The 13474-nt window shown below is 30.7% G+C and carries 12 protein-coding genes and 2 tRNA genes; 6 read left to right on the top strand and 8 right to left on the bottom strand.

The window, feature by feature from the left end; translation table 11 throughout:
- Positions 1–21: 21 nt before the first annotated feature.
- The gene (locus AC3ATN_RS05190) at positions 22–957 is read left to right on the top strand and encodes a CE1 family esterase (protein ID WP_487532171.1); all 936 of its coding nucleotides are present in this window, start codon (positions 22–24) and stop codon (positions 955–957) included.
- A 108-nt stretch (positions 958–1065) separates the two neighbouring features.
- Here AC3ATN_RS05190 and AC3ATN_RS05185 read toward each other — a convergent pair.
- From AC3ATN_RS05185 to mutS, 3 genes are all read right to left on the bottom strand, one after another.
- Positions 1066–1150: transfer RNA gene (locus AC3ATN_RS05185), tRNA-Leu, on the bottom strand.
- A 13-nt stretch (positions 1151–1163) separates the two neighbouring features.
- Positions 1164–1235: transfer RNA gene (locus AC3ATN_RS05180), tRNA-Gly, on the bottom strand.
- Positions 1236–1310: 75 nt separating this feature from the next.
- Positions 1311–3881 (bottom strand): DNA mismatch repair protein MutS, encoded by a 2571-nt coding sequence (gene mutS / locus AC3ATN_RS05175; RefSeq protein WP_487532170.1) that lies wholly within the window; start codon positions 3879–3881, stop codon positions 1311–1313.
- 118 nt (positions 3882–3999) lie between these two features.
- On the opposite strand from mutS, the gene AC3ATN_RS05170 reads away from it, so the two are divergent.
- Positions 4000–4530, top strand: coding sequence for a TrmH family RNA methyltransferase (locus AC3ATN_RS05170; RefSeq protein ID WP_487532169.1), 531 nt, complete (start codon positions 4000–4002; stop codon positions 4528–4530).
- On the opposite strand, the gene folK is transcribed toward AC3ATN_RS05170, so the two are convergent.
- The gene (folK, locus tag AC3ATN_RS05165) at positions 4520–5641 is read right to left on the bottom strand and encodes a 2-amino-4-hydroxy-6-hydroxymethyldihydropteridine diphosphokinase (protein ID WP_487532168.1); all 1122 of its coding nucleotides are present in this window, start codon (positions 5639–5641) and stop codon (positions 4520–4522) included. The two genes, AC3ATN_RS05170 and folK, sit on opposite strands and share 11 nt — an antisense overlap.
- Positions 5642–5704: 63 nt before the next feature.
- Here folK and AC3ATN_RS05160 point away from each other — a divergent pair, with 63 nt between their 5' ends.
- Both AC3ATN_RS05160 and rluF read left to right on the top strand, forming a co-directional pair.
- Positions 5705–6421 (top strand): queuosine precursor transporter, encoded by a 717-nt coding sequence (locus AC3ATN_RS05160; protein ID WP_487532167.1) that lies wholly within the window; start codon positions 5705–5707, stop codon positions 6419–6421.
- Positions 6411–7139, top strand: a complete 729-nt coding sequence (rluF, locus tag AC3ATN_RS05155; protein ID WP_487532166.1) for a 23S rRNA pseudouridine(2604) synthase RluF — start codon at positions 6411–6413, stop codon at positions 7137–7139. The genes AC3ATN_RS05160 and rluF overlap by 11 nt, the downstream gene beginning before the upstream one ends.
- Here rluF and AC3ATN_RS05150 read toward each other — a convergent pair.
- Positions 7136–7927, bottom strand: a complete 792-nt coding sequence (locus AC3ATN_RS05150) for a DUF2797 domain-containing protein (protein WP_487532165.1) — start codon at positions 7925–7927, stop codon at positions 7136–7138. The genes rluF and AC3ATN_RS05150 overlap by 4 nt on opposite strands.
- A 42-nt stretch (positions 7928–7969) precedes the next feature.
- Here AC3ATN_RS05150 and AC3ATN_RS05145 point away from each other — a divergent pair, with 42 nt between their 5' ends.
- Entirely contained in the window at positions 7970–9484 is a 1515-nt protein-coding gene (locus tag AC3ATN_RS05145; protein WP_487532164.1) for a GH3 auxin-responsive promoter family protein, read from the top strand.
- Here AC3ATN_RS05145 and clpX read toward each other — a convergent pair whose 3' ends face one another.
- The 3 genes from clpX to AC3ATN_RS05130 are packed head-to-tail and all read right to left on the bottom strand — an operon-like array spanning position 9485 to position 12757.
- On the bottom strand, positions 9485–10714 hold the full coding sequence (clpX, locus tag AC3ATN_RS05140) for an ATP-dependent Clp protease ATP-binding subunit ClpX (protein WP_487532163.1): 1230 nt from the start codon (positions 10712–10714) through the stop codon (positions 9485–9487).
- Positions 10715–10722: 8 nt separating this feature from the next.
- Positions 10723–11385 carry an ATP-dependent Clp endopeptidase proteolytic subunit ClpP gene (gene clpP / locus AC3ATN_RS05135; protein WP_487532162.1) on the bottom strand — a complete coding sequence of 221 codons (663 nt, stop codon included), beginning with the start codon at positions 11383–11385 and terminating at the stop codon, positions 10723–10725.
- Positions 11386–11428: 43 nt separating this feature from the next.
- Positions 11429–12757, bottom strand: coding sequence for a trigger factor (locus tag AC3ATN_RS05130; RefSeq protein WP_487532161.1), 1329 nt, complete (start codon positions 12755–12757; stop codon positions 11429–11431).
- Between the two features lie 238 nt (positions 12758–12995).
- Here AC3ATN_RS05130 and AC3ATN_RS05125 point away from each other — a divergent pair.
- Positions 12996–13474, top strand: a 479-nt coding sequence (locus AC3ATN_RS05125) for a 30S ribosomal protein S16 (RefSeq protein ID WP_487532160.1), incomplete at its 3' end; no start/stop codon positions are given.

Genomic DNA, 13474 nt, shown 5'->3' with positions numbered 1-13474 from the left:
AAATTATTTGAAATTTAAAATATGAGATTTTACTTACCATTTTTTACATTATTGTTATTTCTAAATTGTTCTTCAGAGGGTTCAACAAAAGATTTTAAAAAAAACACAACAACTGACTCTTATCCTGGATCCTTAAATATGATACATAATGGAATAAATAGAGAGTACTATGTTTACGAGCCATTAAACCTTAATATGACCTCTAATAATCCAATATTGTTTAATTTCCACGGAGGGTCTGGTAATATAGCAGCAGCAATTGAAATGTCTGATATGAGAAACCTAGCAGATGATAAAGGTTTTATTTTAGTTTATCCCCAAGGAATTGGAGATCCAACAGATGAATCAAAACCAGAGTCAGTCTGGACATATAAAAATGAACTTGCAACAACTGCGGTTGATAATCTTGGGTTTGTTGAGGCAATTATTAACGAACTAAATGCTAAGTATAGTATAGATCAAGATAGAGTTTATGCGTGTGGATATTCAAATGGAGGAGAATTTTCTCATGAATTAGCTATTAGATTAAGTAATAAGATTGCTGCAATAGCATCAGTATCTTCTTCAATGAATAATGATACTTATAATCAAAATTCAATCTCTGCTTCTCATCCTCTCGCTGTTCTAACAATCAATGGAACTGAAGATAACTACTATAGGTATAATGGAACTCTTCCATATTTTATTTCTTTGGATGAGCTGAATAATTATTGGGTAAATCATAATCAATGTAATTCAATGGTTGAAATATTTCAGATTGAAAATTCAAATACTAATGATGGAAGTTTAGTGGAACGACATAGGTGGAGTAATGAAATTGGGGATATTTATGTTGAACATTTAAAAGTTATTGGTGGTGGTCACGATTGGCCAGGATATTTTGGAAATATGGATATTAATTCAAATAACGAAATTTGGGATTTTGTTTCACAATATGATATTAATGGAAAAAAGTGAATTTGGGAAATATTTAAATTAAACAAAATTCATTCTATAAAAATATTAAATACTTAGAAGTTTTTGAAATAAAAAAGGGAGACGTTCTTTCGAAAATCTCCCCTTTTGTACTCGAGGCGGGACTTGAACCCGCACGACCGCAATGGTCATTGGATTTTAAGTCCAACGTGTCTACCAATTCCACCACTCGAGCAAAATCTAGTTAGAGCGAAAGACGGGATTTGAACCCGCGACCCTCACCTTGGCAAGGTGATGCTCTACCCCTGAGCTACTTTCGCAAAAGGTTTACAAATATAGAATAAACATATAAATAGCTATTATAGCTTAATAAAAAAATTTCAAATTTTTAAAACTTAATTTACACCTAATCTCCGTTTTATCTCATTCAACTTCATCAAAGCCTCGATAGGGGTAAGAGCGTTGATGTCTAATTCTTTTATTTCATCACGTAGTTCCTCTAAAAGTGGGTCATCAAGTTTAAACATTGTCATTTGCAAAGAAGATTCATCTTCACTAATTAAACCTGTTCTTTCTTCTAGTGCACGAGTTGACTCAAGCGCTTTAAGCTTTTTAGAGGCAGTTTGTAAAATACTCGATGGCATCCCTGCCATTTTTGCAACATGAATACCAAAACTATGAGCACTACCTCCAGGTTCAAGCTTTCTTAAAAACAAAACCTTATTCTTGAGTTCTTTAACTGAAACATTAAAATTTTTAATCCTTGGAAATTGATCGGACATTGCATTTAACTCATGATAATGAGTTGCAAAAAGCACCTTAGGTTTATTTGGGTGTTCATGAAGAAATTGAGCTATTGCCCATGCGATAGATATTCCATCATAAGTACTAGTTCCCCGTCCGATCTCGTCAAGTAAGACTAAGCTTTGTTTTGTTACGTTATTCAGAATTGTTGATGACTCATTCATTTCAACCATAAATGTTGAAGCTCCCTTGGATATATTATCACTTGCACCAACTCTTGTGAATATTTTATCGATAATACCCATCTTAACTGATTTAGCCGGAACATAGCTTCCCATTTGACCCATTATTGTTATTAACGCTGTCTGTCTTAGAAGAGCCGACTTTCCTGACATATTTGGACCTGTTATCATAATTAATTGCTGATCCTTATCATTTAGTGTAACAGTGTTTGGAACATATAATGAATCTGTAAACATTTCTTGTTCAATTACCGGATGTCTTCCGTCCTCAATAAAAACTGAATTTTCATTTATAAATTTTGGACATATATAATTGTATTTTTTGGCTGAATATGAAAAACTCCATAAACAATCAATCAGGGAGAGTTCGTTTGAAGCTGATTTTAGAGTGTGAATATAATCTTGTAATTCATCAAGAAGTTTTTGATACAGATTTTCCTCAAGAACTTTAATCTTGTCCTCTGCTCCAAATATTTTTGTTTCAAATTCCTTTAGTTCTTCAGTGATATATCTTTCAGCATTGACTAAAGTTTGCTTTCTAATCCATTCTGAAGGGACTTTGTCTTTATGACTATTTCTCACCTCAATATAATAGCCGTAAACATTGTTGTACGCTATCTTAAGTGAACTTATTTTAGTTCGATCTATTTCATTTTTCAAAAGATTGTCAAGGTGAGATTTGGTAGTTGAGAGCAGATCTCTTAGTTCGTCTAATTCTTCTGAAACACCTTTTGCGATGACATTCCCCTTGTGAAGTAAAGATGGGGCATCGGAATCTAATGTTTTTGAAAGCAGATCAACAATATCATTAATAGATGGAAAATTAGATATTTTATTTTTTAAATGTTTATTTCCACTTTTATCAAATTCATCTAAGATAATTGGGATGTGATTTAAAGACTTATTTAATTGAACGAGAGTTCTTGGAGCAACTTTATTTGTAGATATTTTGGACATCACTCTCTCTAGATCTATAATTAGTGGCATGAAATTCTCAAGAACCATATAAACAGATTCAATTTCACTTATTGATTTAACTAGTTGTTGTCGGAGTTTTATTTCATTAATATCTTTAGAAGGAAAAGCGAGCCAATGTTTCATTCGTCTGGCACCCATTGATGTTAAAGTATGGTCCAAAATTGAAATTAACGAAATTCCATCATTGTTAGATGAGTGAAATAATTCAAGATTTCTGATAGTAAAATCATCCATCCAAACGAAGTCTGAACTGACTAGTCTTTGAATTTTAGTGATGTGTTTTAACCTGTTTTGATGAGTTTCGGAGAGGTAGTGTAAAATTGCTCCTGCAGAATTATTTCCCTCAAAAAGATCGCTTATTCCAAACCCACTCAAAGAATTAGTTTCAAAATGACTGGTTAGTTTTTCAATTGCAAAGTCATTTTCGAAAGCCCAATCATCTATAAAAAATGTAGGATGTTGAGATCCAAAATTTGTTTCAAAAAGTTTTTTTTGTGGTTTACCAACTAATATTTCACTTGGATTAAAATTTTGTAAAAATTGAGAAATAATGTTTTTAGCTCCTTGACCAACCCAAAAATCACCCGTCGAAATATCTATGAATGATATCCCGATATTTTTTTTTCCAAAAGAGACTGCGCATAAATAATTATTTTTTTTATGATCAAGAATAGCATCATTTGTTACAACACCTGGAGTAACTAATTCCGTAACACCTCTTTTTACAATAGACTTTGTTAACTTTGGATTTTCTAACTGATCACAAATAGCCACACGGAACCCAGCCTTTACTAGCTTTGGTAAATATGTGTTAAGTGAATGATGAGGGAATCCTGCAAGTGGAGTTTCACTAGTGCTTCCCGCGCCTCTTTTAGTCAATATTATACCTAAAATTGAAGCTGCTTTGATGGCGTCTTCTCCAAAAGTTTCATAAAAATCCCCTACTCGAAACAATAACAGTGCATCAGGATACTTTTCCTTGATTTTATTATACTGTTTCATTAAGGGGGTTTCCTTTATTTTCTTTTGCACTTTTAAGCTTTTTACGAATGTACACTTTTATGAAAATCAAAAAAAGAAAATCAATAAGACTATGGCAATGTTTTGTTTATTTTTGAATATGCGAAAGTTAAAAAATATTGAGCTTAATAGAAAAACTGTTTCAGAGTTTAAGTCTTCTAAAAAAACTCCATTAATAATAATTTTAGATAATATTAGAAGTATGAATAATATTGGTTCAGTATTCAGAACTGCAGATGCTTTCATTGTTGAAAAAATATTTTTGTGTGGAATTAGTGCTATACCCCCTAACAAAGACATTCAAAAAACCGCATTGGGTTCAACCGAATCTGTTGATTGGGAATATTCTGAATCAACTTATGATTTAATCTGTAATTTAATGGAGAAGAAAATAAAGATTATTGCAGTGGAGCAAACCGAAGACTCGATCTCATTAGAGAAATTTATACCAGAAAAAAATCAAACCTATGCACTTGTTTTTGGAAACGAAGTTAAAGGTGTTTCACAAGAAGTAATAAGTCTTATCAACAAAACAATAGAGATTCCTCAATTTGGAACCAAACACTCACTAAACATATCCGTTTCCGCAGGAATATTAATTTGGGATTTTTACAGTAAGATTAGTAATTAATAAGTTTTCTGTACAGATGCTCTTGACCCTTTTCCCTTTTGAGGTTTAAAACTTCTTTTGGGTTCAATTCAATTAAAATAAAGTGATTTTTTTTTTCAAAAATAGCATGATATTCCTCAGAAATAGAATCTAAATAACTACCTGAAATTTTCTTCTCAAATGACCTACCTCTATCAATAATCTGTTTTTGAAGTTGTACGGTATTTTGTTTTAAAAAAATAATAATTTCTGGTTTTTCTAGTCCTAAATATACTCTTTTAAAATTGTCACTAAATACTTTATATTGATCCTGAAGAAGATTTTTTTTACCAAAAATCATTGACTTCCCAATCCAAAAGTCACTAATTGTTTTTCTTTTTTTATTAGCTGCAAAATGATTTTTTATTTGATTTGATCTTTCGGTCAAAAAAAAATGTTCAAGTTTTAATGATACCTCTTTTGGGTTGGAATAAAACTCTTTTAAAAATGGATTTTTATTGTAATTCTCACTTAATAATTCAATATCAAAATGGGATTTTATTTTTTGACTTAAAGTTGTTTTTCCAACTCCAATGTTACCTTCGATAGAAATAAAGGAATATCTATCCCAAAAAGGAACATAATAATTATTGTTGTCAAGTTTCTTTGGCTCTAAAGTATCATCTGATATGCTTATGAGCTTTTTAATTGATAGATTTATTTTTGGATGAAACAAATCTTTTGCAATATCAAATAGGGGGATTAATACAAAATTTCTTTTGTGAATTTGAGGGTGAGGTATGGTTAAGTTCTTAGTACTTTGAATTAAATCATCATAAAACAATATGTCAAGATCAATCTCTCTAGAAGAATATATTTCTTTACTATCTCGGATTCTTCCCAAGGAATCTTCAATTGATAACAACTTCTTTAATACTGTTTCTGGAGAAAATTTCGTTTGAATTAAAACACATCCATTATAAAAATCTCTGCTTTTAAATCCCCAAGATTTTGTTTTATATATATTAGAAAGCTTAATAACTCTCCCAACTTGAACTTCAATTTCTTTAAGAGATTTAATTAAATTATTTAATCTATTTCCTTTGTTACTTCCAAAAGAAATATACACTTTATGTGAATTAGATTTAATCATAAAACAAAATTACAAAACCCTATCTTTATGCGAGTGAAATCAATCATAATATCAAAAAAATAAATGAAAGCTTCTGATAAAATTTTTGCTGAAAAAATTTATCTTTTTTTATGCTCACTATTTATCACTTCATTAGTTGTATCCAATATTATTTTTCAAAAATTTTTTTATTGGTATCCATTTGATTTTTCATTGTTTGGACAACCTCTATTCGAAATATCTGTTGGATTACTCCCTTATCCTTTAACCTTTTTAATAACTGATTTAATTTCAGAAATTTACGGTAAAAGAAGGGCAAATATTGTCGTAGTTTTAGGAATATTTGCTTCTTTTTTCTCTGCAGGAATTTTACTATTAGGAAACTTACTTCCTGCAGTTGAATATTCTCCCGTGAATGATTCTCTTTACGAAAAAGTTTTCTCATTATCTCCAATTGCATCTCTAGCTTCTATGATTGCATATTTAATAGCTCAATTAATCGATATTCGCATATATCACTTTTGGAAAAAACTAACTAGAGGAAAAATGCTTTGGCTTAGAAATAATTTTTCAACTTTCGCTTCTCAATTTATTGATAGCGTTACTGTTGTTGGTCTTTTATGCTTGTTTAATGTACTAGATTGGAATAGTTTTTTTGGACTTTCAATGGCTTCATTTATTTTTAAAATAATAATTGCATTATTTGACACACCTTTTTTGTACATTTTTGTACATTTTTTCAGAAATAGATTTTCACTTAAGATTGGAGAAGAAATAGATTGGAATACAAATGAAGAATGAACCAATACGTCTAAATAAATACTTCAGTGAAATAGGGTTTTGCTCTAGACGAGCTGCAGATAAATTAATAGAACAGGAAAGAGTTTTAGTCAATAATGAAACTGCAATAGTTGGACAAAAAGTAAATCGAGACGATCTTATTAAAGTTGATGGAGAATTATTGAGTACTAAAAAAGAAAAACAAATTTATCTTGCCTTCAACAAGCCTGTTGGAATTGTTTGTACTACTGACACCAGAGTAGAAAAAGATAATATCATTGACTTTATAAATTATCCATCTAGAATTTACCCTATTGGAAGACTAGATAAGCCAAGTGAAGGTCTGATTTTATTAACGAATGATGGAGATATTGTAAATAAAATTTTAAGGGCAAGAAATAATCACGAAAAAGAATATGTGGTTACTGTTAATAAACCTATTACAAATGATTTTATATCAAAAATGGCAACAGGTGTTCCAGTTTTAGATACAATTACTCGTAAATGCGATGTAAAACAAACTCATAAAAAAGAATTTAAAATTATTTTGACTCAAGGGTTGAATCGTCAAATTAGAAGAATGTGTGAGTATCTCGATTACAGAGTTGTTAAACTAATTCGAACAAGGATAATGAATGTTCATCTTGACATGAATATTGGAAAGTATAGGGAACTAACCTCAAAAGAAATAATATTGATAAAAGAATCAGTGGTCAACTCAAACAAAACGACTGATTAGTCAATATTTACTAAAACTTCCATTCCTTCATTACTTCGAATATTAAAAACAGTATCATCATTAAATATTAAATACTGGCCTTTTACTCCATTAAGAACTCCTTCATATGATATTGATTTAGTCAAATTTAAACTGTTAACTTTTTTAGGATAAATATCAATTGGGAAGTCAAGATTTGTAATTTTATAATCATTCAAAATGTATTGCTTAAGATCTTCTGATAAACAATTGATTGCATTATTTCTAGACAAATTCCAATCAATTGGTTCGAACTCATTTTGCAACATTTTTCGCCAATTAGTTTTATCAGAAAATATATTTTTAAGTTCAACCTCGGCTTTTCCTGCAAGATATCTATTAGGAACCTCCAGTATTGAAATTGCACTTTGGGCTCCTTGGTCAACCCAACGAGTAATGAGTTGCTCTTTTTTGGTTACTCCAACTTTTAAATGGCTACTTAAAGACAAATAAACTATATGAGGTTGTAATTGCATTTTTTTTTCAAATTCCAAATCTCTGTCTTCAATTCCAAGATGAGCTTTACTTAATTCAGGGCGAATAATCCAATCCCCAATTAAGGGGGATTCAAAAAAACAATTTTTACAAAAACCTTGCCTGAATATGGGTTGGTTTTTGGCGCAATTCAGACATTGTTCTCCCGTTTTAGTGATCTTTAACTTTCTTCCAATACACTGATTTATTTCAATAAAATCATTTTCTAATGACAAATAATACCTGATGGGCAAACCATTAATTGTGTGCATTTTTTTTAATACCCCCTTAAACATCGATCAAATTTTTTAAATTTACTTTATAAATATACGTATACTATGCCAATTCCTTTTTTTCATTCTATTGCATCGTGGGCTTTAAAAAAAAGAATTACGCAGATTGAATTGTTTGTAAAATTCCCCATTGAAACCCAACAAGAGGTGCTACTCAAACTCTTAAATACTGCAAAAAATACAGAAGTAGGCGAAAAATATAAATTTGACACCATTAAAAATTATGAGGATTTTAAAAATACTCTACCTATCGTAAAATATGAGGAAATTAGTGAGTCTATTGAAAGGTGTAGACAAGGACAACAAAATATTTTTTGGCCATCTGATATAAAATGGTTTGCCAAATCAAGTGGCACAACAAATTCAAAAAGTAAGTTTATCCCTGTAAGCACAGAATCTCTTGAAGATTGTCATTACAAAGCTGGGAAAGATATGCTTTCTCTTTATCTTAATAATAATGAGGATTCTCAGTTAATGGTTGGAAAGTGTCTAAGACTAGGAGGTAGTGGTGAGCTTTATGAAAACAACAATAGTTATTTTGGAGACCTTTCATCTATATTTATAGATAATCTCCCATTTTGGGCAGAGTTAGGAAGTACACCAAGTAATAAAGTTTCACTGATGACTGAGTGGGAGAGTAAAATGGAAGCTATTATTTCAGAAACTTTGAATGAAAGAGTGACTAGTTTAGCGGGAATGCCTTCATGGATGTTGGTTCTTCTTCAAAATATTTTAAAAAGAAAAAAAGTTAAAAATATTAACGATATATGGCCAAATATCGAAGTATATTTTCACGGTGGAGTAAACTTTAGCCCTTATAGAAATGAATTTGAAAATCTTTTTAATGATAAGCAAATAAATTTTTATGAAATTTACAATGCGTCTGAAGGATTTTTTGCAATTCAAGATCGAAATAATAGTTCTGAACTATTACTAATGCTTGACTACGGTATTTTTTACGAGTTTATCCCCATGGATAATTTCAATAAACCAAATCAAAAGGTGGTTCCCCTTTGGGAGGTAAAAGTTGGAATCAACTATGCTATAATTATTACAACCAACGCTGGACTTTGGAGGTATTTAATTGGAGATACAATAAAATTTACAAATTTAACACCCCACCGAATTAGAATTACTGGTCGTACTAAACATTTTATCAATGTTTTTGGTGAGGAATTAATTATTGAAAATACTGAAGAAGCAATTGGTTTATCTGCTAAAAAATTTAATTTATCAATTATAAACTATACCGTTGGCCCAGTTTTTATGAAAGCAAGTTCAAAAGGCAAGCATCAATGGCTAATTGAATTTGACAAACTCCCGAAAAATATTGAATCTTTTAGTGATTTTCTTGATGAAAAATTAAAAGAGCTTAATTCTGATTATGAAGCTAAAAGATATAAAAATATGACACTAAAAAAACCTTTAATAACTATAGCGAAAAATGGGTTGTTTTATGAATGGATGTCCTCTAATAATAAACTTGGCGGTCAAAATAAAATTCCAAGATTATCAGACTCAAGGAAATATCTTGACTCACTTTTGAAAATTAATATTTAATTAAGAAACCGCTTTAAGAGCTGTAAGTTCAACACTATTAAATTGCTCCTCTGCATAAGATTTAGTGACCTTCAATTCAGAAACTTTAGTACCAGGCAAATCAAACATAGCTTGGTTAAGGACAGCTTCACACAAGGAACGTAACCCTCTAGCTCCTAAATTATAATCCAATGCTTTTTGAACAATAAAATCTAATGCCCCATTAGTGAAAGTTAATGATATATTATCCATAGAAAACAACTTCTGATATTGTTTAGTTAAGGCATTTTTTGGATCAGTTAAAATAGACCTCAAAGTCGATTTGTCTAAAGGGTTCATGTGAGACAAAACAGGGAGTCTTCCAATTATTTCAGGAATTAACCCGAAAGTCCTTATATCTTTTGGTGTAACATATTGAAGTAAATTTTCCACATCAATTTTCTCAGCTTTTATTTGACTTTTATAACCAATTGCCTGAAGATTTAGTCGATTATTAATTACCCTATCGATTCCGTCAAAAGCTCCTCCTGCTATAAATAAAATATTTGAAGTATCAACTTCTATGAATTTTTGATCTGGGTGTTTTCTTCCTCCCTTTGGAGGGACATTAACAATGGTTCCCTCTAGCAGTTTTAATAATGCTTGTTGAACTCCTTCTCCTGAAACATCTCTTGTAATTGACGGGTTATCTCCCTTTCGAGCAATCTTATCTATTTCATCGATAAAAACAATTCCTTGTTGAGCTTTAATCAAATCATAATCTGCTGATTGAAGCAATCTTGTTAAAATACTTTCCACATCCTCTCCAACATATCCTGCCTCAGTTAAAACTGTTGCATCTACTATTGCTAAGGGTACCTCAAGCAACTTAGCAATTGTTTGAGCTAAAAGAGTTTTTCCTGTTCCTGTGGGACCAACAAGTAATAAATTACTTTTTTGAATTTCTATATCCTCTTTAGATTTCTGGTTGGCAATTCTCTTGTAATGATTGTATACTGCAACACTCAAAACTTTTTTTGCTGTATCTTGTCCTATGATGTACTCATCTAAGAAAGCCTTAATTACTTTAGGGGGCCTTAACTCAATATCAAACTCAGAAGAATCAACATTTGCAGTTTCTTCCTTAACAATGCTATTTGCTTGACTAATGCATTTTTCACAAATATGAGCATCAAGACCTGCAACTAATATCTGGGTTTCAGGTTTTACTCGACCGCAAAAAGAACAGGTTAATTCGTTTTCATTACTCATTTTAATTATTATTTAGAGGCTTTTAAAACTTCATCAATCATTCCGTATTTTTTAGCTTCTTCTGCTTTCATCCAATAATCACGATCACTATCATCAGTAACCTTATCCATTTTTTGTCCAGAATGTTTTGAAATGATCTGGTATAATTCGTCTTTCAGTTTTAAAATTTCTCTTGCTGTAATTTCAATATCAGAAGCTTGCCCTTGAGCTCCTCCTAGTGGTTGATGAATCATTACTCTTGAGTGAGGTAATGCAGATCTTTTACCTGACTTACCTGCGCATAGTAAAACTGCACCCATGGAAGCAGCTATACCCGTACAAATAGTTGCTACATCTGGAGAAATAAATTGCATTGTATCATAAATACCAAGTCCAGCATATACTCCCCCTCCAGGAGAGTTTATATACATTTGAATATCTCTTTTAGCATCTGTACTTTGTAAGAATAAAAGTTGTGCTTGAATTACATTAGCAACGTTGTCGTTGATAGCTGTTCCTAAAAACATAATCCTATCCATCATCAATCTAGAAAAAACATCCATTTGAGCAACGTTTAATTGTCTTTCTTCAATGATGTAAGGAGTCATACTGCTCACTATTTCATCGTAATACATAGAGTTTATTCCATGATGCTTCGTAGCATATTTTTTAAATTCTTTCCCGTAATCCATATATTTATTTTATTGTAATATTTATTAAAATTAGTTAAAAAAATTAGGCTTTAGCATAAGCCTCTTTTACAAAGTTTTCAAAATTAATTTTTTTAACTTTTAAAGGTGCATGTTCTTTATAAAAGTCTAACAGCTTTTTACTAGCTAATTGTTCTTGCAATCTTTTTCCTTCTTCTTTGTTTGATAAAATCCTACTTATAACGCCTTCCATTTCTTCTCCTTCAGGAGCAGGTTGTCCATATTGAGACATTTGTTTTGAGATCATTTCTTTAGCGAAATCTTTTAATTCGTCTATTTTTACCTGTAAATTGTTTTCAGTAATAATTTTCCCTTCAATTAATTGATATCTTATACCCCTCTCAGATTTAGAATATTCTTCTTTAGCTTCTTCAGGGCTTAATGATTCTTTTCCAGAATTTTGCATCCATTTAATTAAAAATTTTTCAGGTAATTTAAATTTTGTGTTTTCAATTAAAAATTCAGTTACATCATTTAGTAGTTTTTGTTCAGATTGTTGCTCAAGTTGTTTTTCAATGCCCTCAGCAATCTTTAGTTTTAAGTCTTTTTCAGACTTAACTGTTCCAGGTTCGTAAATTTTATCAAATAATTCTTGATTTAATTCCGCAAGTATTCTTTCGTTAACTTCTTTGATTTCGATTGACACCTCTCCATTTAGGCTCGCAAAAGATTCATCATTAATTCCTAAAATTTGTTTTGCTTTATTCATTTCATTAAATAATCCTTTTACTTGATATGAAATTATATTTCCAGGTTTGGAGGCTAATAATAATTCTTTGTTTTTTTTACTATTTATATCGTCTACTGTAAATGTTGACGTTGTTTCAATTCTGTTTTCCTTAGAGTCAAATGAAGCAGTAATTTCATAATCAGATTTAATCTCTTTTTTTGAAGCTATCTTACCATATTGTTTACGAATATTACTCAACTGGTCAATAATCATTTTATCATCAGCATTAATTTGATAATGAATAACTTTTTTTCTTGTTTTAAGATCAATCTCGAATTTTGGCGATAATCCTAGTTCAAAATTAAAATCAAGACTTTCAGATTTCCAATCTAAATTATTGTCCATTACAGGAATGGGATTTCCCAGGATCGCAATTTTCTCATCTTTTAAATATTTATCTAAGCTTTCCTGTAATAATTTGTTTACCTCATCGGCAATTATTGATTTTTCATATTGTTTTTTTATCATTCCTATCGGAACATGTCCCTTACGAAAACCAGGAACATTAGCCGTTTTACGATAATTTTTTAAGACTTCTTCAACCTTAGGGGCAAAATCCTTACGATCTAAACTTATTGTTAAAGTTGAATTTAGTGAATCAGTATCTTTGCGAGAAATTTGCATTTAAAATAATTTAGTGCGCAAAAATACAATAAAATAGACCCCTATCCAACGAGATTTAAATTAAGAATTTTTGATTTTTATAAAAGAATAATTATTTTCTTTCAATTCAAATTTCTTAGAAGTTTTATATTTAAAAAAATTAAACTTTAATATGAGGTGCTAACAAAATAAAATCATATTTTTGCCGTCCAATTCATTCATAAACAGAAGGTCGGGTACCTTCACAAATTAATTATTTATGCCAGTACGGATTAGGTTACAAAGACACGGGAAAAAAGGAAAACCATTTTATTGGGTAGTTGCGGCTGATTCTCGTTCAAAAAGAGACGGACGATACCTAGAAAAAATAGGTACTTACAATCCTAATATAAATCCAGCATCTATTAATATTAATAGCGACAGCGCTCTAAAGTGGCTGGAAAATGGAGCGGTACCATCTGAAACCGTGAGGAACCTACTTTCCTTCCAAGGCATAATGTTAAAACACCACCTAAACGGAGGAGTTAAAAAAGGAGCACTCACTCAAGAGCAAGCGGAGGAAAAGTTTGATACATGGATCTCTGAAAAGGAAGGGAAAATTAAAAATACGCTTGATAACTTAAGCAAAGAAGAAATTCAAAATAAAAAGAAAATCTTAGAAGCTGAAAAAGCTGTTAGTGATAAAAGAATAGAGGATGCCGCTAAGATTTTAGCTGAAGAAACACCTGCTGCTGAAGA

The sequence above is a fragment of the Candidatus Marivariicella sp. genome (assembly GCF_983056325.1).
The sequence above is the reverse complement of the archived record's forward strand: the minus strand, read 5'-3'. Positions and strand labels throughout refer to the sequence as shown.

Bases quoted from the DNA above. Each gene is read 5' to 3' on its own strand.
- AC3ATN_RS05160 (WP_487532167.1), top strand. From the start codon at position 5,705: ATGAAAGCTTCTGATAAAATTTTTGCTGAAAAAATTTATCTTTTTTTA.
- clpX (WP_487532163.1), bottom strand. From the start codon at position 10,714: ATGAGTAATGAAAACGAATTAACCTGTTCTTTTTGCGGTCGAGTAAAA.
- AC3ATN_RS05190 (WP_487532171.1), top strand. From the start codon at position 22: ATGAGATTTTACTTACCATTTTTTACATTATTGTTATTTCTAAATTGT.
- AC3ATN_RS05130 (WP_487532161.1), bottom strand. From the start codon at position 12,757: ATGCAAATTTCTCGCAAAGATACTGATTCACTAAATTCAACTTTAACA.
- folK (WP_487532168.1), bottom strand. From the start codon at position 5,641: ATGATTAAATCTAATTCACATAAAGTGTATATTTCTTTTGGAAGTAAC.
- clpP (WP_487532162.1), bottom strand. From the start codon at position 11,385: ATGGATTACGGGAAAGAATTTAAAAAATATGCTACGAAGCATCATGGA.
- rluF (WP_487532166.1), top strand. From the start codon at position 6,411: ATGAAGAATGAACCAATACGTCTAAATAAATACTTCAGTGAAATAGGG.
- AC3ATN_RS05170 (WP_487532169.1), top strand. From the start codon at position 4,000: ATGCGAAAGTTAAAAAATATTGAGCTTAATAGAAAAACTGTTTCAGAG.
- AC3ATN_RS05150 (WP_487532165.1), bottom strand. From the start codon at position 7,927: ATGTTTAAGGGGGTATTAAAAAAAATGCACACAATTAATGGTTTGCCC.
- AC3ATN_RS05145 (WP_487532164.1), top strand. From the start codon at position 7,970: ATGCCAATTCCTTTTTTTCATTCTATTGCATCGTGGGCTTTAAAAAAA.
- mutS (WP_487532170.1), bottom strand. From the start codon at position 3,881: ATGAAACAGTATAATAAAATCAAGGAAAAGTATCCTGATGCACTGTTA.